Here is a 26430-nt window from a genome sequence, read left to right as displayed (position 1 = left end):
TACCTTCGCGGTGAGCTCGACGGCCTCGAACGGGTTGCCCGCGGTGACGGCCCAGCATTCGCGGCAGAACGCGTCGTCCGCCTGCGTGCCGAGGGATTCGCGCACCAGATGGGCGACGGCGACCGCGCTGAGCGGTTCCAGGTCGAGGGGGCGCCCGCCTGCACGGCCGGGCAGGCCCCTGAACTGCTCGGCGTGGTCCGGGAGTTCGTCGGGCCGGTAGGCGACGACGAGCAGCAGGGGCAGTTCCTCGGCTCGGGGTGCGAACGCGGCGAGCCACTGCAGTGACTCGGCGTCGGCCCAGTGCGCGTCGTCGAGGACCAGCACCATCGGGGCGCGCCGCACCGCGAGGTGCGTGAGCACCCAGTCGAGGCCGTCGCGCAGTCCCTGTTGGTCGGGCGGCGCGCCCTCGGCGGGGGCGCACAGACCGAGTGCGGGTCCGACGATGGCGTACCAACTGCCCAGCGAGGCACGGAGTTCGGCCTCCGGAACGCCCGCGAGCTGGGGCTGCAGAAGCTGGCGCGCGACGTGGAAGGCGACGCGCTGCTCCTGGTCGCCGCCACGCGCGGACAGCACCGTGCAGCCCATGGCGGTGGCGCGACGGCGTACTTCGGCGAGAAGGGTGGTCTTGCCGATTCCGGCACGTCCGGCGAAGGCGAGCAGGCCCCCGCGGGGCCGGTCGTACGGTTCGGTGACGTCCTGACCGGGGCCGATGCTGTCCCGACGAGGCCCGGTGGCGTCCCGACGAGCGCCGGTGACATCCCGACGGGGCCCGGTGCCGTCCGAACGCGTGCGTGCGCCGTCCGTTCCCAGCCCGGTGACCTCGGCCAACGCCTCGTCCACAGCCGCGAGTTCACTCTCGCGCTCGAAGAGCGTCCTTCTGCTCCGCATGCCGCGCTGACCCATGCCGCACCCCCTGCCACGGTGGTGCGACCGGCGCGGGGAGACGGTGCGCTCCGTGACCTACACGTACCTCAGCGTACGCCCGGAGCCAGTGGCGTGGACCCGTTCGGCCGTTACTGACCGGAGCGGTCGGCCAGCCGTTCCAGCAGGGCCACGGCCTCGGCGGCGCGTTCGTGCGGCACGAAGAGGTGATCGTGGTGGAAGCCCGCGACGACGTTGCAGCTCAGGCCCGCTTCGGCCAGTGCCTGGGCGACGGCGGCGGTGAGGCCGACGGCGTCCAGCGCCGAGTGGATGCGCAGGGTGATCCAGCCGGCCACGAAGTCGTACGTCAGACGCGCGGCGTCGGCGTCCTCCTGCTCGACGACGAGGGTGAGGCCCTCGTCCTCGACGACGGTGACGACCGGTGAGAGCCCTGGGGGCGCAGTGGTCCCTGGGACGGTGGTGAAGACGAAGCGGCCGGGGTGCAGGGCGGGTGCCATTCCGCTCAGCAGTCGACCGAGATCACGTTCCGCGCTCTTACCGCCAGGACCGCCCATAGGCGAAGGCTATGCCGTCTTCTTGTGTCGTTCGTGGTGGCGGGCGACACGGGCACGGTTGCCGCACGAGGGCTTGCACCATTCCTGGCGGGGGTGGTCCTTGAGGAAGTAGCGCACACAGCGCGGCGCGTGGCAGGCGCGCAGCCGCTGCCGGTCGGGGCTCGCGAGGAAGGCGATGGCCGCGCGGGCGAGGGCCGCGGTGAGTTCGGCGTCGCCGTGCGCGGGTTGCTGGCGTACGACGGGGTCGGCGCCCTCCGTCCACGACAGGACGGGGACGGTCGGGGTCAGGGCCGCGCGGGTGTTGAGCCGCTCGACGGCGTCCCGTACGGGCATGAGCCGGGCGGCGTCGGCCGGGCTCGGCTCACCGGGAAGCACGGCGCGGGCGAACAGGGCACGGACGGCGGCGCGCACGTCCCGTACCGCGGCCAGCTCCGTTTCGTCGGCCTCGAACCCGTCGGCGTCGGCCTCCGGACGCTCGCGCACCCAGGCGGTGAGGCCCTCCACGGTGGCGAGGTCGTCGGCGACTCCGCCGTGGCCGTCGTGGCGGATGGTGAGGGCGAGATCCAGGGCGAGACGTGCGTCCGCGCCGAGCGAGGCGTTCATGGGCTAATGATACGGTCAACCGCATCCATTAGCGCACGGGCATTCTCCTTGGCGCCCGAGCGCGTCCATGAGCGCCCGAGCGGGGAGTGTGCCGGTGGAGGATCTGCGTCAACTGCTGCGCGGCCTGGAGGTGTTCGCGGGCGAGCTGCCCGTGTTCGACCCGTCCGAGGCCCCGGACGCGCCGACGGAGCTGTTCGCCGAGTGGCTGCTCGCCGCCGTGGACGCCGGGGTGCGCGAGCCGCACGCCATGACGGTCTCCACGGCCGGTGCCGACGGGAATCCCACGGCGCGGACCTTGATTCTCAAGGGGCTCGGTCCGGACGGCTGGCGGTTCGCGTCGGACGGCGGCAGCGTCAAGGCCCGAAACCTGACGGAGCGGCCCTACGCCGCGCTCACCTTCTACTGGTCGCCGCTCGCACGGCAGATCCGGGTACGTGGACCGGTCGCGCCGGAAAGTCCCGAGGACAGTGCGGCCGACTTCCTGGCACGGAGTGCCGGTGCCCGCGCGGAGGCTCTGCTCGGCCGCCAGTCGCGGCCCCTCACGGACCTCGCCGAGCGCGACACCGCGGTGAAGGAGTCGCTGGCCCGACTGGAGGCCGAGCCGGATCTCGTGGCGCCCGGCTGGACGCTGCACTCGGTACGTCCCGAGTCCGTCGAGTTCTGGCAGGGCGACAAGGAGCGACGGCACACGCGGCTGGTGTACGTGCGCTCCGGGGAGGGCTGGGACAAGCAGTTGCTGTGGCCCTGAAGGAGACGCCTGCCGCGTAGCCGTGACGGGACGGCCGGCGTACGGCCGTGACCGGGCCGAATGCCGCGAACGGCCCGTCGGCGACCTCGGTTTCCCGGGGCCGGCCTCGCTCAGACCTCACCCCGGGAAACGGCCGAAGATCGCGTGGCCCGGACAGGGGAAAAAGGAACGCCCCTCCTGTCGGGTCAGGCTCCCCCACGTGCTCTCACGTGAGGTCGAACTCCCCTTCCCGCGCCCCCGACACGAACGCGCCCCATTCCGCGGGCGTGAAGATCAAGGAGGGGCTTTCCGGGCGGCCACTGTTGCGCATCGCGATGAAGCCTTCGACAAAGGCGATCTGGACATCCCCCTGTCCGCGGCTGCTGGAATGCCAGTCGGCGCTGCTGAGGTCAAGCTCCGGCTTGTCCCAGCCCGCGAGCGGGTGCTGCTGGATGGTGCTCTCGGCCACGTCCGTGCTCCTCCCGGTTCGTCGTCCGCGGCCAGCCTAGCTTTCGGTCCCTGCCGCGCACAGGCCACGTGAGGGGGACAGCTTCAGGAGGTGGGCGGTGTGGCTCCTACCAGCCACATCGAGAAGAACTGGGACCCGCCGCCGTAGGCGTGTCCGAGGACCCGGCGGGCGCCGTCGACCTGGTGCTCCCCGGCCTGTCCACGCACCTGAAGTGCGGCTTCCGCGAACCGGATCATCCCGGAGGCCCCGATCGGGTTGGTGGAGAGCACCCCGCCCGACATGTTCACCGGCAGGTCCCCGTCGAGTTCCGTGACCCCGGACTCGGTGAGTTTCCACCCCTCGCCCTCCGCGGCGAAACCCAGGTTCTCCAGCCACATGGGCTCGTACCAGGAGAACGGGACGTACATTTCCACCGCGTCGATCTCGCGGCGGGGGTCTGCGATGCCGGCCTGCCGGTACACGTCGGCCGCGCAGTCCTTGCCGGCCTGCGGCGAGACGAAGTCCTTGCCCGCGAAGAGAGTCGGCTCGCTGCGCATGGCGCCGCCGTGCATCCAGGCGGGCGGACGCGGCGAACGAGCCGCTCCCGCACGGTCGGTGAGGATCATCGCGCAGGCTCCGTCGGAGGACGGGCACGTCTCCGAGTAGCGGATCGGGTCCCAGAGCATGGGCGAGGCCTGGACCTTCTCCAGGGTGATGTCGTGCTCGTGGAGATGCGCGTAGGGGTTCTTGAGCGCGTTGCGGCGGTCCTTGTACGCGACGAGCGAGCCGACCCCGTCGGGTGCGCCGGTGCGTCGCATGTAGGCGCGCACGTGCGGGGCGAAGAAGCCGCCCGCGCCGGCGAGCAGGGGCTGCTGGAAGGGGATCGGCAGGGACAGGCCCCACATGGCGTTCGACTCTGACTGCTTCTCGTAGGCGAGGGTCAGTACGGTGCCGTGGACGCGGCCCGCGACGAGGTTCGAGGCGACGAGCGCGGTGGATCCGCCGACCGAGCCCGCCGTGTGGACGCGCAGCATGGGTTTGCCCACCGCGCCGAGGGCGTCGGCGAGGTAGAGCTCGGGCATCATGACGCCCTCGAAGAAGTCGGGCGCCTTGCCGATGACGACGGCGTCGATGTCCGCCCATGTCAACTCGGCATCTGCGAGCGCACGTTGGGCGGCCTCGCGGACAAGTCCCGCGATCGACACGTCCCTTCGGGCCGCGACGTGCTTGGTCTGGCCGATCCCGACGACGGCCACGGGCTCCTTGCTCATCGCGGGTCTCCCTCCAGTACGGCGACCAGGTTCTGTTGCAGACACGGGCCCGAAGTGGCGTGCGCGAGAGCCCTGTTGGAGTCGCCGCGCTGGATCCGGGCGGCCGCCTCACCGATGCGGATGAGCCCCGCGGCCATGATGGGGTTGGCGGCGAGCGGCCCCCCGGAAGGGTTGACCTCCACGCTGTCGTCCAGCCGCAGGGCCTTGCGCAGCACCACCTCCTGCGAGGTGAACGGAGCGTGCAACTCGGCGGTGTCGACGGGCCTTTCGAAGGCTCCGGCCCGTTCCGCCGCCAGCCGCGAGGACGGCGAGTCGGTCAGGTCCCGCACGCCGAGACCGTGCGCCTCGATGCGGTGGTCGATCCCCCGGATCCAGGCGGGCCGCTCGCACAGGTCGCGGGCCCGCTCCCCCGCGGCGAGGATCACCGCGGCCGCCCCGTCGCCGATGGGCGGGCAGTCGCCGGTACGCAGGGGGCGTACGGCGTAGTCGCCCCGTGGCACCGAACCCCGCAGCTGGGCATGGGAGTTGTCCGCGGCCGAGGCGCGGCTGCGGGTGGCGACGGCGGCCAGCGCGGGCTCGTCCGTGTCGCCCGCGTCGATGAGGGCCTGCGCCTGCAGAGCGGCCAGCGCTACGGAGTCCGGCCACAGCGGCGCCACGTAGTACGGGTCGAGCTGCCGGGTCAGTACGTCGCGCACGGAGCCGGGGGACGACTTGCCGTACGCGTACACGAGCGCGGTGTCGGCCTCGCCGGTGAGGAGCTTCGTCCAGGCCTCGTACAGCGCCCACGCCCCGTCCATCTCCACGTGCGACTCGGAGATCGGCGGCCAGGCTCCGACGCCGTCGAGTGCCATCGTGAAGGAGAAGGCGCGGCCCGCGAGATAGTCGGTGGAGCCCGAGCAGGTGAAGCCGATGTCACTGGTCTTCAGCCCGGTCTGCGCCAGCACCTCGTGCAGGACGGGCATGAGCATCTCCACCTCGGAGAGCTCGTCGGAGGTGCGCAGATGGTCGGTCTGGGCGAAGGCGACGACGGCGATGTCCCTCAGCGGCCTCGGCGCGGGCATCTACACCAGCTCCTTGTACGTGTCGTAGTCCGCGTCGGGTTCGCCGGTGGGCCGGTAGTGGTCGGGGAAGCGGCCCCCGTCGGTCCACACCGGCTCGACGCGCATACCCATCCGCACCTGGTCGTAGGGGATTCCGCCGATGCGGCCGTGCAGGGCGAGATCTGCGCCGTCCAGGGCGATGTGCCCGTAGACGTAGGGCACTTCGATGTCGAGGTTCTTCGCCTTGATGTTGACGATGCAGTACGTGGTGAGCGTGCCGCGCGGCCCCACCTCGACCTGTTCCGATGTGGCCACACCACATGTGGGGCACGCGCCCCTCGGCGGGACGTACACCTTGCGGCAGGACGGGCACCGCTCACCGACGGCCCGCCGGTCGGAGAGCGCGTTGATGTAGCCGGACTGGGCACGGCCGGGCGAGTAGGTGTAGTCGAGGCGGGCGGGCGCGACGATGCCGGTCACCATGTCCTCGAAGCGGCCGTCGCTGCCGGTGAGTTCGGCACTGTCACCGTCGTACGGTTCGAAGCAGGCGATGTCGGTGATGGCTCCCGAACGCTCCTCGGCCCACCGGACCCGGACCCGCATCCCGGTGCGTACGGCGTCGGGACCCGGGGCGTCGAGAGCGTGCAGCAGGCCGGTGTCGGACCCGTCCAACCGCACCAGGACCCAGGCGAAGGGGGTGTCGAGAGGCTGCCCGCGACGCGGCTCGTGGTTCCAGGCCCAGGTGCTGACGGTCCCGGTGGACGCCACCTCGACCAGCTCACCGAGTTCCTCGGAGGTGACGGGGTCGTACTCCACGGGCGGGACGAGAATCCGGCCGTCGCCGGTCTTCACTCCCAGGACGACACGCTCACGCAGTCCGGTGAGGAACGCGCTCTGGACAGGCCCGAGGGAGCGCGTGAACGGAAACTCGACGACCAGGGGTGCTTTGAGAACTTCGGGCACGGCATCTCCTCGCGAAACGGTTGGCCGCGCCCCGACAGGGGCGCGGGCTGTGGCACCTGCGGCGCTGTCGCATGGGCACGACCGGCGCCCCTTCAGGGGCGCGGGGAACTGCGCGACCAGCCACAACGGACCCGCAGCGTCAACCCGGCGTTCCAGCGGCACTCACTCCCTCCGAAACACCGGCGGACGCCGCTCCGCGAAGGCCCGCGCCCCCTCCTTCGCATCGGCCGTATCGAAGACCGGCCACCCCCGCTTCAGCTCGGCCGCAAGCCCGTCCCCCTCGCTCATCTCGGCGGTCTCGTACACGGACGCCTTCACGGCCTCGACGGCGAGCGGACCGCAGTCGTTGATCTGCCCGGCGATCGCGAGGGCCTTCTCCAGAGCCGTCCCGTCGGGGACGACGTGCCCGATCAGACCGATGTCGGCGGCCTCCCGCGCCGAGTACGGACGGCCGGTGAGCAGCATCTCCAGCGCATGCGTACGCGGAATCTGCCGCTGGAGGCGGACCGTCGAACCGCCGATCGGGAACAGCCCGCGCTTCACCTCGAAGAGCCCGAACGTGGCGGACTCCCCCGCGACCCGGATGTCGGTCCCCTGAAGGATCTCGGTACCGCCGGCCACGCAGTAGCCCTCGACCGCGGCGATCACGGGCTTGCGCGGGCGGTGATGCCGCAGCATCGCCTTCCAGTGCAGATCGGGGTCGGCCTTGAGGCGGTCCCGGTACTGCTGGCCCTCCATCCCCTTGCCCGCGAGGGCCTTGAGATCCATGCCGGCACAGAACGCGCCGCCCGCACCGGTGAGGATGATCGAGCGGATGGTGTCGTCCGCGTCGGCCTCGACCCAGCCGTCGTACAGGCCGACCAGCATCGGCAGCGAGAGCGCGTTCTTGGCCTCGGGCCTGTTGAGCGTGAGCACCAGTGTGGCGCCTTCGCGCTGCACGGTGAGGTGTTCCGTCCCACCCATTGCCGTCCTCCCGTCTCAGGAACGAGAACAGGTTGCAGGAGCGGAGGGGCCAGTTCAAGGGTTTTCTGACAGTCAGTCAGATTTCTTGTGCGCGGACCCTTCACAGTTGTGGCGGGCTTTGCTCTGATGACCGGCGAAGCGATGACGCACGTCCGATCGTCGAAGCTTGCCGGGGTCAGGAGGAGCGGTGGAGTACAACCTTGCCGACCTGTTCGAGTCGGTCGTCGACGTGGTCCCCGACCGCGAGGCGCTCGTCTACATCGACCACCCCGGAACGGGTGCGGAGCGCCGGCTCACCTACGCGGAGCTGGACGCGGCGGCCAACCGTGTCGCCCACCACCTGATCGACAGCGGCATACGCCCCGGTGAGCATCTCGGGCTGCACCTCTACAACGGCATCGAGTACCTCCAGACCGTCCTCGGCTGCCTCAAGGCCAGGATCGTGCCGGTCAACGTCAACTACCGATATGTGGAAGAGGAGTTGGTCTACCTCTACCGGGACGCGGACCTGGCGGCGCTGGTCTTCGACACGGAGTTCACCGAACGGGTCGCGGCTGCCCTGCCGCGCACGTCGGCGCTCCGGCATCTCGTACGGGTCGGCGCCCCGGCCCCTGACGCACCCGCACTGCCGACGGTGGACTTCGCCGACATCGAGGCCTCCGGATCGTCCGAGCGCGGCTTCCCGCCCCGCTCCCCCGACGACCAGTTCATCATCTACACCGGCGGCACGACCGGAATGCCCAAGGGTGTGATGTGGCGTCAGGAGGACCTTTTCTTCTCGGGGTTGGGTGGCGGCGCCCCGACCGGCGAGCCGGTGAAGACACCGGAGGAGCTCGCCGAGCGGGTCGCTGCGGGCGGCGAGGGGATCACCTTCTTCCCCACGCCCCCGCTGATGCACGGCACCTCGACCCTGACCGCGTTCATCGGCTTCAACTTCGGCCAACGCATCGTGATCCACCGCAAGTTCGTGCCCGAGGAGGTGCTGCGGACCATCGCGAAGGAGAAGGTCACCAGCATGTCGCTGGTCGGTGACGCGATGCTGCGGCCCCTCATCGACGCGCTGAACGGACCGATGAAGGGCACCGACACCTCCTCCATGTTCAGCGTCTCCTCCTCCGGCGCGATCATGTCGGAGACGGTGCGCGCGCAGTTCCAGGCGCTCGTCCCGAACGTCATGCTGCTCAACAACTTCGGCTCCTCCGAGTCCGGCTTCAACGGCACGGCGACGGAGGACTCGGGTCCCGGCCGCGGGTTCCGGATCCGCGTCAACTCCCGCACGCAGGTAGTGGATCCAGCGACGTACGAGCCGGTCCCCGTCGGCGAGCCGGGGCGCGTCGCCCAGCGCGGCCATGTGCCCCTCGGCTACTACAACGACCCCAAGAAGACCGCCGAGACCTTCTTCGAGAAGGACGGCGCGCGGTGGGTGCTGCTCGGCGACATGGCGACCGTCGACGAGGAGGGGGTCGTCACCGTCCTCGGGCGCGGTTCGCAGTGCATCAACACCGGCGGCGAGAAGGTGTATCCGGAGGAGGTCGAGCAGGCGCTCAAGTCGCATCCCGACGTGTACGACGCGCTGGTCGCCGGAGTGCCCGACGAGAAGTGGGGCAACCACGTGGCGGCCGTGGTGCAGCTGCGCACGGGCGCCGGGCAGCCGTCCCTGGACGACATCCAGACCCACTGCCGCACCCATCTCGCGGGCTACAAGATCCCGCGCCAGCTGGTGATCACGGACTCCATCCAGCGCTCGCCGAGCGGCAAGGCCGACTACCGGTGGGCACGCTCGGTGGCGGCGGAGGCCGCCCACTAGACCTGCCGGGAGCAGCAGAGCATCAGGACGGTACGGCGGGCCGCTCCCTCCGCCGTACCGCCGCGTACAGGACCCGCCTCCCCTCCCTGCGGCCGCCTCACGTCTTGACGACGGCCCGTACCACTGAATTACTGATCCGGAGCAGAGCGACCGAATGATCGGTCGCCCGTAATGGATCGTTTGGTGAGGGAGCGGCCCCATGGCGGACTCGACGGACCTGCTGGACGAGGGCGAGCGGCTCGACGCGGAGGGGCTGCGCGCACTCCAGCTGGAGCGGCTGAGGGCATCGCTGCGGCACGCGTACGAGAACGTGCCCTTCTACCGGGACTCCTTCGACAAGGCGGGGCTCCGGCCCGAGGACTGCCACTCGCTCGCCGATCTGGCGCGCTTCCCGTTCACCACGAAGGCGGACCTGCGCGAGAACTATCCGTACGGGATGTTCGCCGTGCCGCAGGACCGTATCCGCCGCATCCACGCGTCGAGCGGTACCACCGGGCGACCCACGGTCGTCGGCTACACCGAGAACGACCTTTCCATGTGGTCCGACATGGTGGCCCGCTCGCTCCGCGCGGCCGGCGCCCGGCCCGGTGACACGGTGCATGTGGCGTACGGCTACGGGCTGTTCACCGGTGGGCTCGGCGCCCACTACGGCGCCGAACGACTCGGATGTACGGTGATCCCCGCGTCCGGCGGCATGACGGCCCGCCAGGTGCAGCTGATCCAGGATCTGAAGCCCGGGATCATCATGGTGACGCCCTCGTACATGCTGACGCTCCTCGACGAGTTCGAGCGGCAGGGCGTGGATCCGCGGGGCACCTCGCTCCGGGTGGGTGTCTTCGGTGCCGAGCCCTGGACCGAGGAGATGCGCCGGGAGATCGAGGAGCGCTTCGCGATCGACGCGGTCGACATATACGGGCTGTCGGAGGTGATCGGCCCGGGCGTCGCCCAGGAGTGCGTCGAGACGAAGGACGGCCTGCACATCTGGGAGGACCACTTCTACCCGGAGATCGTCGACCCGTTCACCGGCGAGCTGCTGCCGGACGGCGAGGAGGGCGAGCTGGTCTTCACCTCGCTCACCAAGGAAGCCATGCCCGTGATCCGCTACCGGACCCGGGACCTCACACGGCTGCTGCCCGGTACGGCCCGGATCTTCCGCCGGATGCAGAAGATCACCGGGCGCAGTGACGACATGGTCATCCTGCGCGGCGTGAACCTCTTCCCCACCCAGATCGAGGAGATCGTCCTGCGCACACCGGGCGTCGCCCCGCACTTCCAGCTGCGGCTGACCCGCGACGGCCGCCTCGACGCGCTCACCGTGCGCGCCGAGGCCCGGGCAGGCGCCACGCCCGAGATCCGCGACGAGGCCGCGCGCGCCATCACGGCGGCCGTGAAGGACGGCATCGGCGTCTCGGTCACCGTCGAGATCGTCGAACCGGAGTCGCTGGAACGGTCGGTGGGGAAGATCAAGCGAATCATGGACCTGCGCCCGCGCTAGGCCGGCCGCCTGCACCGGCCCAGGCACAGGCCCCGCGGTCCGGGACCTGCGCCTGGGCCTGTGCCGACGGCAACGCCCCTACGGCTTGGGGGTGGACCCGTACGCGGTCAGGAAGCGGTCGCGGAACGAGTCCATCCGCCACACCGGTGCCGACTTGTCGGGCTTGATGCCGTCCGTCCAGCCCCAGTCCTCGATCTTGTCGAGTACGGACTTGTCGCGGGCGACGATCGAGACGGGCACGTCCCGGCCGGCGTTGCTGCCGCTGACGCCGGCCAGCGGCTGGTGGTCGCCCAGGAAGACGAGGACGGTGTTCTTGCTGCCGTACTTCACCACGTAGTCGATGAGGGAGTTCACCGAGTACTGGATGGACTTGCCGTACTCCTCCTTGACCTTCTTGGAGTCGTAGAACACGTCCGCGGGGTCCTTGCCCGCCTTCTCGATGCCCTCGTAGACCGAGCCGTCGCCGACCTGGTCCCAGGGGATCATCTTGGGGATCGGGGCCCAGGGCTGGTGGCTCGAGGTCAGGATGATCTCCGACATCAGCGGCTTGTCGCGCTTCTTGCCGTGCTCAAGGCGCTCGAAGGCGCTCAGGGCGTACTGGTCGGGCATGGTCGACCAGCTGAACTTCGGTCCCTCGTAGCCGAGTTCGCGGGAGTCGTAGACGTTGTCGAGGCCGTAGAACTTGCCCTCCGGCCAGTTCTTCTGGACGCCCGGCATGACGCCCACGGTCCGCCAGGCACCGGTGCGCTTGAAGGCGCCGGTGAGGGTCAGGTGCTCGCCCGCGGTGACGGTGCGATAGCGGTTCTGGTTGTTGATCCACAGACCCGACAGGAAGGTCGAGTGACCGAGCCAGCTGCTGCCGCCGTACGTCGCCGAGGTGAGCCAGCCGCTCTTGGCGGAGTAGCCGGCCTTGGTCAGTGCCTCGTTCTTGGCGGTGAGCGTCGCGTCGACGCCCGCGGCGGTGGCCTCGTCCTCGATCGCGCTGCGGCCGTAGCTCTCGATGAAGGCGATCATGACGTCCTTGCCGCGCAGATCGGTGAGGAGCTGGTCGCCCGGGGTGCCGCCGAAGGCGTCCTTCTTGGCCTCCTTGGCGAACGCCGCCTCGTCCTTGAGGGTCGCCTGCACCCGGTTCACGCGGTCCTCGACGCGGGCGACCGTGGTCCTGGCCGCTATACCCGGACCGGACAGCTGCAGGCCGAGCGCCGCGCAGGTGACCCAGGCGGTCCCGACGACCAGAGTGGCGCGGCTGGCCGCGTCGTGGTTGCGGGCCATGACGTTGCTCACCCGGAGCACCGCCAGGGTCATCAGGACGAGCACGATGAGGACGAGGGCCACGACCGCGATCACGGCGCCGATCGCGCCGCCGTTGCCCATCGTGTCCTTGAGGTACGACTGCGCGTCGTCGAACAGGACCCAGTCGAGGACCACGTTGAATCCACGGCCGAGGAACATGTTGAAGCCGACGTCGAGGAGGTTCAGGACGGTCAGCACGCCGAGTATCGCGCCCGCGAGGATCGCCACCACCAGCCGTGGCCTGCGCGGCAGGACGATGAGGACGGCGGCGCCGAGGACCGCCTCCACCGGGATGCGCAGGAACACGCCGGGCGTGAACTTGGGGGCGGAGGTCGGCATGAGGAGCGCGAAGCAGACGAGCAGGAGGGACAGGCCCGTGACGGTCCATCCCACGTTGCGCGCGGCGACCGGGTGCCGGTCGCGCCACTTACCGGGGGCGACGGGCTCGTCCGGGGGCTCGGCGGGGCCGCCGCCCTCGGAGGTGTCCTCGTCGGTGGCGGTGTTGCCCTCGTCAGCGGGGTCCGTCTCGGCGGCCGTGCTCTCCTCGACTGCACAAGCCTCACCGGAAGGCGTTTCCTTCTCCCCCGCGGAAGCCTCTTCGGCAGGCGCTTCCTCCTGCGCCCCGGAAACCTTGTCAGAGGCCGTGTCCGTGTCGGCGTCGACGGCAGGCTTCTCTTCGGATTCCCCTTCGGAGGCGGTCGTCCCCTCCTCCACGGGCACCTCCCCGACGGGCTTCTCCGCGACAGGCGCCTCCCCCTCAGGGCCCTCCTCGGCGGCGGTGGCCTCCTCGGCGCCGTCCCTCTCAGAGGAAACGGCATGCTCGGCCGCAACACCCTTTTCGGGGGCGGCCTCTTCGAGAGGGGTGCTGTGCTGGATGTCGTCGGGCGTGTCCGCCGGAGAAGCCTCCGGCGTCACGTCGGGCTCCGGGGTTGTCCGGTCCATGTCCGGCAGCTGGCGAGAGTTCGTGGTGCGCGACAACCCGAAGGTCCTTCCGTGCGAAACCCGGTGGTGATGCGGCGGGCCAGGCTCGGGTAGCCGGGCCGCCGTTACTGGTACGGCTCACCGGCGGATTCAGTTCACCGGCCGAGGATCCGACCACCAGGGATTCAACCACCGGGAGTGCGACCGTCGCGCCCGGCCAATGGTCAAACCTCTCCCAACCGGTCCCGCAGCTCCCGCTTGAGGATCTTCCCACTTGCGTTGCGGGGCAGTTCGTCCACGAACAGCACCCGCTTGGGGGCCTTGAAGTGGGCGAGGTTCTCGCGCGCGTGGGCGACCAGTTCGTCCTCCGTGACCGTGCCGCGGGGGACGACCACCGCGGTCACGGCCTCGATCCAACGGTCGTCCGGAAGCCCGATCACCGCGACCTCGGCCACCCCGGGATGCGTGTAGAGCGCGTCCTCGACCTGCCGTGAAGCGACCAGGACGCCCCCGGAGTTGATGACGTCCTTCACCCGGTCGACGACGGTGAAGTACCCCTGGGCGTCCCGCACCACGAGATCGCCGGAGTGGAACCAGCCGTCCCGGAATACCTCGGCCGTCTCCTCGGGCTTGTCCCAGTAGCCCTCGCACAACTGCGGTGACCGGTAGACGACTTCACCGGACGTGCCGTCGGGCACGTCCTTGCCGTTCTCGTCGACCACTCTCGCGTCCACGAACAGCACCGGACGCCCGCAGGAGTCCAGGCGTGCCTTCCGGTGCTCGTTCGGCGCGAGGACCATGGACAGCGGGCCGATCTCGCTCTGGCCGAAACAGTTGTAGAAGGCCAGCTTGGGAAGCCGTTCCCGCAGCCGTTCGAGGATGGGCACCGGCATGATCGACGCCCCGTAGTACGCCTTGCGCAGCCCGCTCAGGTCGCGGGTCGCGAAGTCGGGGCGGTTCGACAGGCCGATCCACACGGTGGGCGGTGCGAAGAGGCTGTCCGCGCGGCCGGCCTCGATCAGGTCGAAGAGCCGCTCGGCGTCGGGTGCGTCGAGGATGGTGTTCTGCGCGCCGACCGCGAGATACGGCAGCAGGAACACATGCATCTGCGCCGAGTGGTAGAGCGGCAGCGAGTGCACGGGCAGGTCGCCCGCACTCAGATCGAGCGCGGTGATCGCGCTCAGGTACTCGTGCACCAGCGCGCGGTGCGTCATCATCGCGCCCTTGGGCAGGGCCGTCGTACCGGAGGTGTAGAGCAGCTGCACCAGATCCTCGGTACGCGGCTCCGGACCGTCGTACGGAGGTGTCGACTCCAGCCGCGCGAGCAGCGAGTCGTCGGCGTCGCGCAGCGGCATCACCCGTACGCCGTCGGGGAGTCGGTCCGCGAGGTCGGGGTCGGCCAGGACGAGCGTGCTGCCGGACTGGCCGACGATGTACGAGAGGTCGTCGCCCGTCAGGTTCTGGTTGACCGGTACGTGTACGAGCCCGGCCCGGGAGCAGGCCAGGAAGCCGATGAGGTACGCGTCCGAGTTGTGGCCGTAGGCGCCGACGCGGTCGCCGGGGGCCAGGCCCGAGGAGGTCAGCACCTGGGCCGCGCGGGAGACGGCCTCGTCGAGTTCGGCGTAGGTCCAGGAGCGGTCGCGGTAGGTGACCGCCGTGCGCTCGGGGGTACGTCGGGCACTGCGCCGCAGCACCCCGTCGACCGTGCTGCCGTGTCCAGGCGTCATGACACATGATCCTCGTTCCGTTCCGCGAGCGGGGTCAAGTCCCGCACCAGGAGGTCAGACCCCCGGGCGCCGGCCCGGCGTACACCCTTGTCACGCTCGACCGCCCTCAAGGCGTGGGACCACGCGCATGCGCACCCGCCCCGAGCCGTCGTTGACCATCGGCGACAAAGGGCGCGTAATGGTAGTTATGGACATCAGGCCCACAATCCGGCCTTCAGCCCTGGAACGGTCTCCCTCCGTATCCGAACCACTACCCGAACCTCGGACATCGGCCGGTCCACCACGGCTGGCCTGGCTGGACGCGCTGCGCGGCATCGCGGCACTCGTCGTGGTGTTCGAGCACGCGTCGTACTCCTTCATGGCGGAGTTCCGGCAGGACCTGATGCCCCAGTTCAACACCGGCCGGTACGGCATCCTGGTGTTCTTCCTGGTCAGCGGCTACATCATCCCCGCGTCGCTGGAGCGCCGGGGCTGCGTCCGGACGTTCTGGATCGGGCGGGTGTTCCGCATGTACCCGCTGTGGGCGACCGCCGTCGCCGCCGTCCTCGCCGTCAATCTTCTGGGCCTCTCGGACATGCGCGACTTCGGTGGCCAGGGCGCGGCCACGGTGTCCGTCGCCCATGCCGGACTGCTTCAGGAGCTGCTGGGGACGCCCAGTGTGCTGCTCGTCCTGTGGACGCTCTCGTACGAGATGGCCTTCTATCTGCTGGTCGTCGCGCTCTTCACGGTCCGACTGCACCAGCGGTCGGCGGCGGTCGCCGTCACGCTGGCCGTGCTGGCCGCCGTGAGCGTGGCGGCAGGCGTCACACTGCAGGCCTCCGCCCTGTCCGACCTGGTCGGCACGGGCCCGCTCATCGGGCTCGCCTCGGGCGCCCTGGTCGTCGCGATCTGCTGTGCGAGTTCCGGGTCACCAGCGCTTCGCGTATTCGGCGGAGTGCTGGGCGGAGTACTGGCGCTCGTCCTGGTCCCGTTCAACGGCACGGTCCCGCTGTGGGAGGGCCTGGTGATCCTCGCCGTGATGTTCCTCGGCACCGCAGTCCACCGGGCCGAGAAAGGTCAGAGCTCCTGGTGGTGGGCGGGCTGCACGGCCGCGGTGGTGGTCACCTGCGCCGTGGCCAGCGCGTACTGGAACAGCGACGAGGCCCCCTTCACCCGGCAGGGCTGGATCGTGGCGTTCCTGCTGGCCCTGCTCACCTTCGGTGTCGCGCTGGCGTCGCGCCACCGGCGGATACCGCGCGGGCTGATCTGGCTGGGCATGATCAGCTACTCGGTCTATCTGCTGCACCCGGTGCTGCTGGCGGTGAGCGACGGCACGATCGGCCGGTGGCCGCGCGACAATCCCGTACTCGTGCTGGCGTTCTTCGCCGTGCTCCTGCCGCTGTGCGCGCTGACCTATCGGTACATCGAGGCTCCGAGCCAGGCGTGGGGCCGGAAGCTGGCCCGCCGCGTCGCCCCGTCACGACGAGCTCCCGTGGAGCACGTACGCCCCAGGAAGCCGCGGGTACGTCCCGAGAACCCGACCGTTCCTGAGACCGGGGCAGCGCCTGAGACCGAGGCCGAGGCCGAGACGCGTGCGCCAGTCTGAAGGCGCTCGCTTCCCGGCCTCACCCACGTACCACCCGGCCCGCCCGCCTCACACGGGCCGCGTCCGCCCTTCCCAGTACGGGTCCCGCAGCCGCCGCTTGTACAGCTTCCCGTTGGGATCGCGCGGCATCGTCTCGATGAAGTCGACACTCCTGGGCCGCTTGTACCCGGCAAGCTGCTGCTCGCAGTGCTCCAGGATCGCGGCGGCCAGGGCCTCGCCCGCCTCGAAGCCGGGGGCCGGCTCGACGACCGCCTTGACCGCCTCGCCCCAGTCGTCGTGCGGAATCCCGAAGGCGGCGGCGTCGGCGACGGCGGGGTGGGTGAGCAGCGCGGCCTCGATCTCGGCGGGGTAGATGTTGACCCCGCCCGAGATGATCATGTCGATCTTGCGGTCGCGGAGGAAGAGATAGCCGTCCTCGTCGAGATATCCCAGGTCACCGACGGTGAAGAAGTCCCCGATGCGGTTCTTCTTCGTCTTGCTCTCGTCCTTGTGGTACGAGAATCCGCCCGTGCTCATCTTCATGTAGACGGTGCCCAGTTCACCGGGCGGCAGCCTGTTTCCGTCGTCGTCGAAGACGGCCAGCTCGCTGATGGGCCAGGCCCTGCCGACCGTGCCGGGCTTCTTCAGCCAGTCCTCGGCGGTCGCGAAGGCGCCGCCGCCCTCACTGGCCGCGTAGTACTCCTCGACGCTGTGGCCCCACCACTCGATCATGGCCCGTTTCACATGGTCCGGACACGGGGCGGCGCCATGGATGGCGTGCCGCATGGACGACACGTCATAGGCCGCCCTTGTGCGCTCCGGCAACGCGAGCAGGCGGTGGAACTGGGTCGGGACCATATGGGTGTGCGTGCACCGATGGGCGTCGATGAGCCGCAGCATCTCCTCGGGCGTCCACTTGTCCATCAGCACCAGCCGGTGCCCGATGTGCAGGGACGCGCCCGCGAACTGGAGGACCGCCGTGTGGTAGAGCGGCGAGCACACCAGATGCACGTTGTCGCCGAACGGCTTGATGCCGAAGATGCCGAGGAAGCCGCCGAGGTATGTCTCTTCGGGGAGCTTGCCGGGCAGGGGGCGCCGGATGCCGCGCGGCCGACCCGTGGTCCCCGATGTGTAGTTCATGACCCAGCCGAGCGTGCGGTCCTCGGGCACCGACCCGGGCTGCCCGTCGAGGAGTTCGGCGTACGGGCGGAAGCCCTGAACCGCGCCGACCGCGTACCGCCGGTCCCCGGGGAGCTTCGCCTCGTCGGCCGCGTGGCGTGCCGCGTCGGCGAACCGCTCGTGGGCGACGAGCACCTTGGCGCCGGAGTCGGAGACGATCCAGGCGATCTCGGGGCCGACGAGATGGTGGTTGACGGGCACGAGATAGAAGCCGGCCTGCGAGGCGGCGAGGTACGCGGTGAGGAACTCGACGCCGTTGGGCAGCACGACGGCGAAGGCGTCGCCGCGTTCGAGCCCGGCGGCACGCAGTCCGTGCACCAGCCGGTTCGCCTCGGCGTGCAGGCGTCCGGCGGTCCACTCCTCCCCGTCCGTAGCGATGAGCACCGTGCGCTCGGGGTCGGCGGTGGCCTGGTCCCAGAAGCCGTTGGGGGGCTGGCTCACTCGGGGCTCCTTCCGGCGATGCGGTTGAGTCGGTCGACGGCCTTCTCGAAGTCGCGGGTGAGGTCGTCGACGACTTCCTGGACGCTGCGTTCGCTGTTCATCCGGCCGACGATCTGTCCCACGGGTGTCCCGAGCAGCGGTTCGACCTCGTGCCGCTGGATCCGCGAGACCGCGTCGGCGACCAGCAGCCCCTGCAGGGGCATGGGGAGGGTGCCGGGTCCGTTGGGGTCGTCCCAGGCGTCGGTCCATTCGGTACGCAGCTGGCGTGCGGGTTTCCCGGTCAGCGCGCGCGAGCGGACCGTGTCGCCCGACCCGGCGGCGAGCAGCTTCCGGGTCAGGGCACGCGAGTGCATGTCGGCCTCCGTGACGGTCAGCCATATCGAGCCGAGCCACACCCCCTGGGCGCCAAGGGTGAGCGCGGCGGCCATCTGCTGTCCGCTGCCGATGCCGCCCGCCGCGAGCACGGGCAACGGGTCTACGGCCTCGACGACTTCGGGCGTCAGGACCATCGACGCGATGTCACCGGTGTGGCCGCCTGCCTCGTAGCCCTGGGCGACGACGATGTCGATGCCCGCCTCGGCGTGCTTGCGCGCGTGCCGGGCGCTGCCCGCGAGCGCGGCGACGAGCACGTTCTGGTCGTGGGCGCGCTGGATGACGTCGGCGGGCGGTGAGCCGAGCGCGTTGGCCAGCAGCTTGATCGGATAGTCGAAGGCGACGTCGAGTTGGTTGCGGGCGACCTGTTCCATCCAGCCGGTGATGCGCCAGCCGGAGGCCTCGCCCTCGGCGAGTTCGGGCACCCCGTACTTGGCGAGTGTGTCCTTGACGTACTGGCGGTGCCCCTCGGGGATCATCGCCTCCACGTCCGCCTCGGTCACGCCCTCGACCTTCTTGGCGGGCATGACGACGTCCAGTCCGTACGGCATCCCGTCGACGTGCGCCTCGATCCAGTCGAGGTCGCGTTTGAGGTCGTCGGGGGCGGTGTAGCGGACCGCACCGAGCACGCCGAACCCGCCGGCCCGGCTGATGGCAGCGGCGACGGCGGGGAACGGCGTGAAGCCGAAGAGGGCGTGCTCGACTCCCAGTTTCTTGCTCAGCTCCGTCTGCATGGGCGCAGGATGCCGCAGTCCTCCGGACGAGGGAAGACCTTTTCTGATGGACCGTCAGTTTCCAGTGATTTTCTCGAACCGGGACCGGTCCGGACGGCACCGTTGACACGCCCCCCGTCTGACACAAAAGTTTCACCGAGCACGGCGAAGTCGGAAAGATACTTTCAGGCGGCCACAGCGGCACGGCGTCTCAACGGAAGGCTCCTCGATGACGGACAGAGCGGGCGGCGGGCCGACCCGGCGTCAACTGGGCCGGGGTTTGACGGCGTTGGGCGGCGCGCTGATCCTCGCGCCCCTCCCCGCGGCGTCGGCGGCACCCGGCACCGACGCGAACAACGGCGACGCCCACGGCCGACCGACCCTGCGGCACGGCTCCGCCGAACGCGCCGGACTGCACCCCGCTCATCTGCGCCAACTCGTCACCGACGCCGAGGCGTTCCTCGGCCCCTCCCCCAAGTACCCCTGGTACGCGGGCGCCGTGCTGCTCGCCGGACGCGGCGGCACGGTCGCACTGCACCACCCGATCGGCAAGGCGGTGCGCTACTCGGCGTACGACGAGAAGACCGACACCGCCGTCGAGTTCCCCGCCGACCAGCAGATCGCGATGGCCAAGGACACGGTCTTCGACCTCGCCTCGGTGTCGAAGCTGTTCACGTCGATCCTCGCCATGCAGCAGATCGAACGCGGCGAGCTGGAGCTGGAGGGGAAGGTCGCCTCCTACCTCCCGGACTTCGGCGGCGCGGGCAAGCAGGACATCACGATCCGTCAACTGCTCACCCACACCTCGGGTTTCCGCGCCTGGATCCCCCTCTACAGCGCGCCGACGTACGAGGAGAAGCTCCAGCTCATCTGGAAGGAGGCGCCGCTCAACCCGCCGGGCACCAGGTACCTCTACTCGGACCTCAATCTGATCTCGCTCCAGCTCGTCCTGGAGAAGATCACCGGTCGCGCCCTCGACACCCTGCTGCGCAGCGGGATCACCGACCCCCTCGGGATGCGCCGCACCCGCTTCAACCCGCCCGCCTCCTGGAAGGCGAAGATCGCCGCCACCGAGGACGCCCGCAAACCGTGGTCGGGGCTCGACCGCGGCCTCGTATGGGGCGAGGTGCACGACGAGAACGCGTACAGCCTCGGCGGTGTGGCGGGCCACGCCGGGGTCTTCTCCACCGCGTGGGACCTGGCGATCCTCGGCCGGGCGCTGCTCAACGGCGGTGTGTACGGCAGGGCGCGCATCCTGGAGCCCGAGTCCGTGGAGTTGATGTTCACCGACTTCAACACGGCCTTCCCGGGCGATGAGCACGGCCTCGGCTTCGAGCTCTACCAGCACTGGTACATGGGCGCGATGGCCACACCGCGCACCGCGGGCCACACCGGCTTCACCGGCACCTCGCTCGTCCTCGACCCGACGACCGACTCGTTCCTCATCCTCCTCGGCAACTCCGTCCACCCGGTGCGCAGTTGGCGGTCCGGTTCCGCTCCCCGGGTGGCCGCCGCCAACAACCTGGCCCGCGCCGTGCCGGTCCGGCCCGCGCGAGGACGTACGGCCTGGTTCTCCGGCATGGCCAACGCCACTTCCGCCACGCTGACACTGCCCGCGCTGGACCTCGGCGCGGGAGGCCGTCTCCGCTGCGCCCTGTGGTGGGACACCGAACCGCAGGCGGACGCCCTCTTCCTGGAGTCCTCGACGGACGGCGGCACGACGTGGCTGCCGGTGCCGTTCACCACCGTCCGGCACGGCGAGGCCGCCCAGGACCATCCCGCCGGTTCCGTCACCGGCTGGTCGGGCCGGGCCTGGCACCGGCTCTCCGCGGATCTCCCCGAGGCCCGGCAACTCGTCCTGCGCTGGCGGTACGCGACGGACCGGCTCTACGTCGGCCGAGGCGTGTACGTGGACGCGCAACGGGTCGCGGACGGCGACCGGGTCGTGTTCGACGAGGCCAGACCCGCGGACGCGGCACGGATCGAGGCGGCGGGCTGGACGGCGGCCAAGGACTGACCGGCCCCGCGGGCGACGGCGACGGCGTGAACGAGCTGTCGCCGGGCGCTACTCGGCGGCCACGGAGACGGTCACGGAGACGCCTCCAGCACCGCCATGGCCGCGTTGTGCCCCGGCACCCCGCTCACCCCGCCGCCGCGTACCGCGCCCGCGCCGCACAGCAGGACGTTCGCGTGGGCGGTCTCCACGCCCCAGCGGCCCGTGCCCTCCTGCGCGTAGGGGAAGGCGAGGTCGCGGTGGAAGATGTTGCCGCCGGGCAGCCGCAGGTCGCGCTCCAGGTCGAGCGGTGTCTTGGCCTCGATGCAGGGGCGGCCGTCCGCGTCGGTCGCCAGGCAGTCGGCGAGCGGTTCGGCGAGGTGCGCGTCGAGTTGTGCGAGCGTCGACTTGAGCAGTTCCTCGCGTACGCCGTCGTTGTCGTGGGCGAAGAGCCGTGCGGGTGTGTGCAGGCCGAAGAGCGTGAGCGTGTGGTAGCCCTGCTGCACCAGGTCCGGGCCGAGGATCGTCGGATCGGTGAGCGAGTGGCAGTAGATCTCGGAGGGCGGCGCCTCGGGCAGCGCGCCGGCCTCTGCCTGGGCGTGCGCGGTCGCCAACTGCTCGTATCCCTCGGCGATGTGGAAGGTCCCGGAGAAGGCCTCGCGCGGATCGACGGACGTGTCGCGCAGCCGGGGCAGCCGCTTCAGCAGCATGTTCACCTTGAGCTGGGCGCCCTCGGCCGGGGCGGGCGGCTCGTCGCCGGTGAGCCGGGCGAGCTCCTGCGGGGAGGCGTTGACGAGGACGTGCCGGGCCGAGACCGTCCGCTCGCCGTCAGCGGTCCGGTACGTGACCTCGGCGGACCGTCCGTCGGTCTGCACGCGGACCGCCTCGTGGCCGGTGGCGACGACCGCGCCCGCGGCGCGCGCGGCTCCGGCGATCGCGTCGGTGAGCGCGCCCATGCCACCGACCGGCACGTCCCAGGCTCCCGTGCCGCCGCCGATCACGTGGTAGAGGAAGCAGCGGTTCTGCCGCAGGGAGGGGTCGTGGGCGTCGGCGAAGGTGCCGATGAGCGCGTCGGTGAGGACGACACCGCGTACGAGATCGTCGCTGAAGCTGTCCTCGACGGTCACCCCCAGCGGCTCCTCGAAGAGGATCCGCCAGGCCTCGTCGTCGTCGATGCGCTCGCGCAGTTCGTCGCGTGTGGGCAGCGGTTCGGTGAGGGTCGGGAACACCTTCTTGGCGACGCGGCCGGTCATCCCGTAGAAGCGCTGCCATGCCTGGTACTCGCTTGTCGACCCGGTCAGCCGGGCGAAGGCCTCCCTGGTGCGCCGTTCGCCGCCCCCGACGAGCAGTCCGGTCGGCCGCCCGTCACGCTCGGTCGGGGTGTACGAGGACACCGTGCGGCCGCGGACCCGGAAGTCCAGGCCGAGGTCCCGCACGATCTTCCGGGGCAGCAGGCTGACCAGGTACGAGTACCGCGACAGCCGGGCGTCGACGCCGGCGAACGGCCGGGTCGACACGGCCGCCCCGCCGGTGACCCCCAGCCGCTCCAGGACCAGCACCGACTTCCCGGCCCGCGCCAGATAGGCAGCGGCAACCAGCCCGTTGTGTCCCCCGCCGACAATGACGACGTCCTGCTCCCGGTGTCCCTCGAATGCAGCCATGCTTCTTGGTAACACGCGATGATCTAGGTCGGCCAGACACACGCGGCAACCGGCCCCGTAAGGGGCGCGGGGAACTGCGCGCCCAGCCACGACCGTCCCGCAGCCGACGAACAACCGTGGCAGGGGGCCCGGGGGCGCAGCCCCCGCCCAGAACCCGCGCACCCCAGCGGAGCGTCACCGCTGTTGACGCAACGCCGCCACCCTCCGATACAACTCCACCGCCTCCGCACCACGCCCCAGCTGCTCCAGACAGTGCGCCTCGTCGTTCCGGCTGGCCAGCGCGTCGGGATGGTCACCGCCCAGCACCCGCTCGCGCGCGGCGGCCACCTGGCGGTACTCCGTAAGCGCGTCGGCCCACCGTCCGAGCCAGCCGAGCCCGACGGCGACCTCGCGTCGGCTGACCAGGGTGTCCGGATGGTCGGGACCGAGCACGCGCTCGCGGATCGCGCACACGTCACGGGACTCGGCGAGGGCCTCCTCCCACCGGCCGAGCCGGCCGAGGTTGACGCCGAGGCGGTGCCGGGCGCGCAGGGTCTCGGGGTGGGCGGGACCGTGGACGCGGGTGCGGTCGTCGATCAGGGCGCGGTACAGCTCCAGTGCCTGGGCGCTGCGCCCGAGCCGGCCGAGGCTGATGCCGACCTCGTAGCGCGCGGCGAGCGTGTCGGGATGGTCGGGGCCGAGCGCCTGCGCCCGCGCCTCGGCGACCTCCTGGTAGGTCTGCAGCGCCTCCGGCCAGCGGCCCAACTGTCCGAGCGCGTAAGCGACTTCGTACCGCGTGACGAGCGTGTCGGGATGGTTCGCGCCGAGCACCCGGGCGCGCGCCGCGGCCACCTCGCTCGCCATCCGGTAGGAGTCCTCCAGCCGCCCGAGTCTGCTGAGGTTGAAGGCGAGGTTGTGGCGGCAGCGCAGGGTGTCGGGGTGCTCGGGCCCCATGGCGCGTTCCCGGGCCGCCAGTACGGCCGTGTAGACCTGGTGTGCTTCGAAGTGGCGGCCCAACTGGCCCAGTACATAGGCCATTTCCTGGCGGGCGGCCAGGGTGTCCGGGTGGTCGGGGCCGAACACGTGCTCCCTGGTCTGGGCCACGTGCCCGTATTCGCGCAGCGCGTCGGCGGGGCGGCCGGTGCGGCTGAGGGTGAAGCCGACCTCGTAGCGGCTGGCCAGCGTGTCGGGGTGGTCGGGGCCGAGGGCGTGCTCGCGTTCGGCGGCGACCGCGCGGTGCACCTCGCCCGCCTCCGCCCAGCGGCCGAGCCGCCCCAGGCTCAGTCCCGCGTTGTGCCTGCCGGTGAGGGTGGTTACCAACTCCGGTGACGGTGTGGGCCGTTCGGCGGGACCCGGGTCCTGGGGGCCGCGCGTGTCGGTACGGGCGATCCAGTCGCCGGTGAGGCCCGCGGCGGCGTCGGGCGGTGTGGTGCGCAGGCCCGCGCCGGTCGCCTTGTGGCCGGTGGTCATACCGCGGGTCCAGGAGGGCAGCCGATCCTCGCGGGCGGCGGGCCGCTCCGGCGCCGCGGGCCGCACCGGGCGCGACACCACGGTCGGCACGTACGCCGGAGCCGTGCGGCCCGCGCCGATGCGGCGGCCCAGCTCACGGGCGTCGTGCGGGCGCTGCTCGGGTTCCTTGGCCAGCAGGTCCAGGATGATCCGGTCCAGGAACTCGGGCAGCTCGGCGCGATGGCTGCGCGGCGGCTCGGGAGCCGTGTCCCGGTGGCCGACCAGGACCGCCCACGCGTCGTCGAGGTCGAACGGCGGCGCCCCGGTGGCGATCTCGTACAGCACGCAGCCGAAGGAGTAGAGGTCGCTGCGGTGGTCGACGTGGTCGCCGCCGATCTGCTCCGGCGACATGTAGTGCGGGGTGCCCATGGCGATGCCGGTACCCGTGAGTCTGGAGGTGAAGCCGATGTCGTGCCCGAGGCGGGCTATCCCGAAGTCGCAGATCTTCACCGTGCCGTCGCCGAGCCGCATGATGTTCGCGGGCTTCAGATCCCGGTGCACGATGCCCTGTTGGTGGGTGTAGGCGAGCGCGGCGGCCGCCTGTTCGCCGATCTCCACGATGTCTGCGACGGGCAGCGGATGCTGTTTGTTGTCCTCCAGGAGCTGACTGAGGTTGCGCCCGTCCAGCAGCTCCATCACCAGATAGAGCACACCGTCCGACTCGCCGAAGTCGTGGACGACGGTCACCCCGCGGTGCTGGAGGGCCGCGGCCACCCGCGCCTCGCGGCGAAACCGCTCCCGCAGGACACGGGTGAACGAGTTGTCGTGGTGCTGTCCCAACGGTTTGAGGCACTTCACGGCGACCTGTCTGCCGAGCGACTCGTCCCGGGCACGCCAAACCTCACCCATCCCCCCTCGACCGATCAGGTCGAGCAACCGGTACCGGCCCTGGATCAGCCTGGTGTCCCCCATCTGCTGCGATCGCCCCCGTCGTTCGGCCCCGCCCTCCCCTGGCCCGTCCAGTATGGCGAGCTATCGTCCGACTTTGTACGGGGCCACGCACGAGCCGGGTCCGAGCCGTGACATCGCGCGGATAATGTGTTTGGGCGGCAGTTGCCGACGTAGACGTGCGGGAACGCAGTGCAACACGGTGCCGGTGAGTCGCGGTTGCCGCGTCTCCGTACCGGGCGACCGTACGGATCTTCCGTACAACTCATGGGCGTACGGCGGCAGTGAGGCGTACGCCACCTGCGCCACCCGCCACCGTGGGTGGCCGTCGACGTCCGGCGCCCCGGCCCGCGGTCGGCTCGGGGTCGGTCGCCGTGAGCATCGTGTGAATCTTCCGCATGCGCGCACCGGCTCTCTCAGCGGCCTCGTTCGTCCCGTACGTGACGGTCTGCCGGCCCGCGCCCAGGGCATCAGCGGTCGCGCCGAGTGGCTCCCGAAGTCCCCTGCACGGCCCCCGGTGCCCTGCGTTCGCCCGTCCGCGCGTGGCTACGGTCTGTGCATGTCCCTCAGTGCCGCAGGCCGGGCGGAGGCCGGACGTCCCGCGTCCAGGGCCGGCGCCCGAAGGGTCGCGACCCTCGCGTTCGCCGCGCAAGGCGTGGCCGTCGCCGCCGTGTACACGACCGTCCCCGCCGTCACCGAACATCTGAGACTGGCTCCCCTGCTGACGACCACCTTGATGGTCACGGTGGCGCTGATGGCCGGGGGCGGCAGCTTCCTCGGTCTGGCCGCGGTCCGCCGCGCCGGTCCCGTGGCCACGATGCGCGGAGCCCTGCTGACGGCCGCCGCCGCGCTGACGCTGATCGGGTGGGCCCCCGGCAAGGCTGCCGTCGGCTGCGCGTACATCCTCTTCGGGATCGCCGTCGGCGCCCTCGACGTCGGGATCAACACCCGGGCCGCGGCGATCGAACGCGCCTACGGCCGCAGTGTCTTCGGCTCCTTCTACACGGCATGGAGCGTGGGTGGCGTCGTCGCGGCCCTGCTCACCGCCGGGGCGGCCCGGCTGGAGTGGCCGGTGGCGGACGGACTGAACCTGCAGGCGGGCATCCTGCTCGTCCTGGCCCTCTCCATCCGCACGCACGCCCTGCCCGCCTCGTCCGAAGGGGCGTCGGACACTCCGGCGGAGCCGCCGCTGGGGCGCCGCGTGTGGATCCGGCTCCTGCCCTTCGGCCTGGTCCTCCTCGTCGTCTACGTCGTGGACTCCACCGTCTCGGCCTGGTCGGCGGTCTATCTGCGCCAGACCCTCGCCGCGTCACTCACGGTCGCGCCGATGGCGTACGCGGCCTACCAGGCGGGCACGGTCGTCGGCCGCGCCGCCACCGACCGCCTCGTGCGGCGGATCGGGGCGGTCCCCGTCGTCCGCGTCGCCGCGCTGTTGGT

Annotated in this window: 20 protein-coding genes and 1 pseudogene; 6 read left to right on the top strand and 15 right to left on the bottom strand. The window is 70.8% G+C overall.

Going from position 1 to position 26430, the window contains the following annotated elements:
- From O3Q52_RS19295 to O3Q52_RS19285, 3 genes are all read right to left on the bottom strand, one after another.
- A partial coding sequence (locus O3Q52_RS19295) for an AAA family ATPase (protein WP_269650026.1) occupies positions 1-903 on the bottom strand: 903 nt, incomplete at its 3' end.
- 110 nt (positions 904-1013) lie between these two features.
- Positions 1014-1436 carry an ACT domain-containing protein gene (locus O3Q52_RS19290; RefSeq protein WP_269650025.1) on the bottom strand — a complete coding sequence of 141 codons (423 nt, stop codon included), beginning with the start codon at positions 1434-1436 and terminating at the stop codon, positions 1014-1016.
- Positions 1437-1445: 9 nt separating this feature from the next.
- The gene (locus O3Q52_RS19285; protein ID WP_269650024.1) at positions 1446-2039 is read right to left on the bottom strand and encodes a CGNR zinc finger domain-containing protein; all 594 of its coding nucleotides are present in this window, start codon (positions 2037-2039) and stop codon (positions 1446-1448) included.
- A gap of 94 nt (positions 2040-2133) precedes the next feature.
- Here O3Q52_RS19285 and O3Q52_RS19280 point away from each other — a divergent pair, with 94 nt between their 5' ends.
- Positions 2134-2787, top strand: coding sequence for a pyridoxal 5'-phosphate synthase (locus O3Q52_RS19280; RefSeq protein ID WP_269650023.1), 654 nt, complete (start codon positions 2134-2136; stop codon positions 2785-2787).
- Positions 2788-2992: 205 nt separating this feature from the next.
- Here O3Q52_RS19280 and O3Q52_RS19275 read toward each other — a convergent pair whose 3' ends face one another.
- The 5 genes from O3Q52_RS19275 to O3Q52_RS19255 all read right to left on the bottom strand — a co-directional run bounded on the left by O3Q52_RS19275 (position 2993) and on the right by O3Q52_RS19255 (position 7451).
- Positions 2993-3235: a DUF397 domain-containing protein gene (locus O3Q52_RS19275; RefSeq protein WP_055617755.1), complete on the bottom strand. Its 243-nt coding sequence runs from the start codon at positions 3233-3235 to the stop codon at positions 2993-2995.
- Positions 3236-3318: 83 nt separating this feature from the next.
- Positions 3319-4485 carry a thiolase domain-containing protein gene (locus tag O3Q52_RS19270; protein ID WP_055617756.1) on the bottom strand — a complete coding sequence of 389 codons (1167 nt, stop codon included), beginning with the start codon at positions 4483-4485 and terminating at the stop codon, positions 3319-3321.
- A complete protein-coding gene (locus O3Q52_RS19265; protein ID WP_269650022.1) occupies positions 4482-5546 on the bottom strand; it encodes a thiolase domain-containing protein in 1065 nt (354 codons plus the stop codon). The genes O3Q52_RS19270 and O3Q52_RS19265 overlap by 4 nt, the downstream gene beginning before the upstream one ends.
- Entirely contained in the window at positions 5547-6488 is a 942-nt protein-coding gene (locus O3Q52_RS19260) for a Zn-ribbon domain-containing OB-fold protein (RefSeq protein WP_269650021.1), read from the bottom strand.
- Between the two features lie 162 nt (positions 6489-6650).
- Positions 6651-7451 (bottom strand): crotonase/enoyl-CoA hydratase family protein, encoded by an 801-nt coding sequence (locus tag O3Q52_RS19255; protein ID WP_269650020.1) that lies wholly within the window; start codon positions 7449-7451, stop codon positions 6651-6653.
- Positions 7452-7638: 187 nt separating this feature from the next.
- Here O3Q52_RS19255 and O3Q52_RS19250 point away from each other — a divergent pair, with 187 nt between their 5' ends.
- Both O3Q52_RS19250 and paaK read left to right on the top strand, forming a co-directional pair.
- Complete coding sequence (locus tag O3Q52_RS19250; protein ID WP_269650019.1) at positions 7639-9258, top strand: acyl-CoA synthetase; 1620 nt, start codon at positions 7639-7641, stop codon at positions 9256-9258.
- Positions 9259-9457: 199 nt separating this feature from the next.
- The gene (gene paaK / locus O3Q52_RS19245) at positions 9458-10753 is read left to right on the top strand and encodes a phenylacetate--CoA ligase PaaK (protein WP_269650018.1); all 1296 of its coding nucleotides are present in this window, start codon (positions 9458-9460) and stop codon (positions 10751-10753) included.
- Positions 10754-10831: 78 nt separating this feature from the next.
- On the opposite strand, the gene O3Q52_RS19240 is transcribed toward paaK, so the two are convergent.
- On the bottom strand, positions 10832-13024 hold the full coding sequence (locus O3Q52_RS19240; RefSeq protein WP_269650017.1) for a sulfatase: 2193 nt from the start codon (positions 13022-13024) through the stop codon (positions 10832-10834).
- A 167-nt stretch (positions 13025-13191) separates the two neighbouring features.
- Positions 13192-14694 carry an acyl-CoA synthetase gene (locus O3Q52_RS19235; RefSeq protein ID WP_269650016.1) on the bottom strand — a complete coding sequence of 501 codons (1503 nt, stop codon included), beginning with the start codon at positions 14692-14694 and terminating at the stop codon, positions 13192-13194.
- Between the two features lie 187 nt (positions 14695-14881).
- Between O3Q52_RS19235 and O3Q52_RS19230 the strand changes: the two genes are divergently transcribed.
- A complete protein-coding gene (locus O3Q52_RS19230) occupies positions 14882-16279 on the top strand; it encodes an acyltransferase (protein WP_269650015.1) in 1398 nt (465 codons plus the stop codon).
- Between the two features lie 48 nt (positions 16280-16327).
- Here O3Q52_RS19230 and O3Q52_RS19225 read toward each other — a convergent pair whose 3' ends face one another.
- Complete coding sequence (locus tag O3Q52_RS19225) at positions 16328-17878, bottom strand: acyl-CoA synthetase (protein WP_269650014.1); 1551 nt, start codon at positions 17876-17878, stop codon at positions 16328-16330.
- Positions 17875-18984: a nitronate monooxygenase family protein gene (locus tag O3Q52_RS19220; RefSeq protein WP_189838992.1), complete on the bottom strand. Its 1110-nt coding sequence runs from the start codon at positions 18982-18984 to the stop codon at positions 17875-17877. The genes O3Q52_RS19225 and O3Q52_RS19220 overlap by 4 nt, the downstream gene beginning before the upstream one ends.
- A 208-nt stretch (positions 18985-19192) precedes the next feature.
- On the opposite strand from O3Q52_RS19220, the gene O3Q52_RS19215 reads away from it, so the two are divergent.
- Complete coding sequence (locus O3Q52_RS19215) at positions 19193-20980, top strand: serine hydrolase (protein ID WP_269650013.1); 1788 nt, start codon at positions 19193-19195, stop codon at positions 20978-20980.
- A 71-nt stretch (positions 20981-21051) separates the two neighbouring features.
- On the opposite strand, the gene O3Q52_RS19210 is transcribed toward O3Q52_RS19215, so the two are convergent.
- The 3 genes and pseudogenes from O3Q52_RS19210 to O3Q52_RS19200 all read right to left on the bottom strand — a co-directional run.
- On the bottom strand, positions 21052-22617 hold the full coding sequence (locus tag O3Q52_RS19210; protein ID WP_269650012.1) for an NAD(P)/FAD-dependent oxidoreductase: 1566 nt from the start codon (positions 22615-22617) through the stop codon (positions 21052-21054).
- Between the two features lie 174 nt (positions 22618-22791).
- Entirely contained in the window at positions 22792-25017 is a 2226-nt protein-coding gene (locus tag O3Q52_RS19205) for a serine/threonine-protein kinase (protein WP_269650011.1), read from the bottom strand.
- Positions 24999-25441 (bottom strand): annotated as a pseudogene (locus O3Q52_RS19200) (hypothetical protein); the annotation flags it as partial. The gene O3Q52_RS19205 and the pseudogene O3Q52_RS19200, both read right to left, overlap by 19 nt.
- A 111-nt stretch (positions 25442-25552) precedes the next feature.
- Here O3Q52_RS19200 and O3Q52_RS19195 point away from each other — a divergent pair.
- The coding region (locus O3Q52_RS19195; RefSeq protein WP_269650010.1) for an MFS transporter at positions 25553-26430 on the top strand (878 nt) is incomplete at its 3' end.

This window comes from Streptomyces sp. ActVer, from assembly GCF_027270795.1.
Taxonomy (GTDB): domain Bacteria; phylum Actinomycetota; class Actinomycetes; order Streptomycetales; family Streptomycetaceae; genus Streptomyces; species Streptomyces umbrinus_A.
Note: the sequence above shows the minus strand (reverse complement) of the source record. Positions and strands in the feature narration are given on the sequence as shown.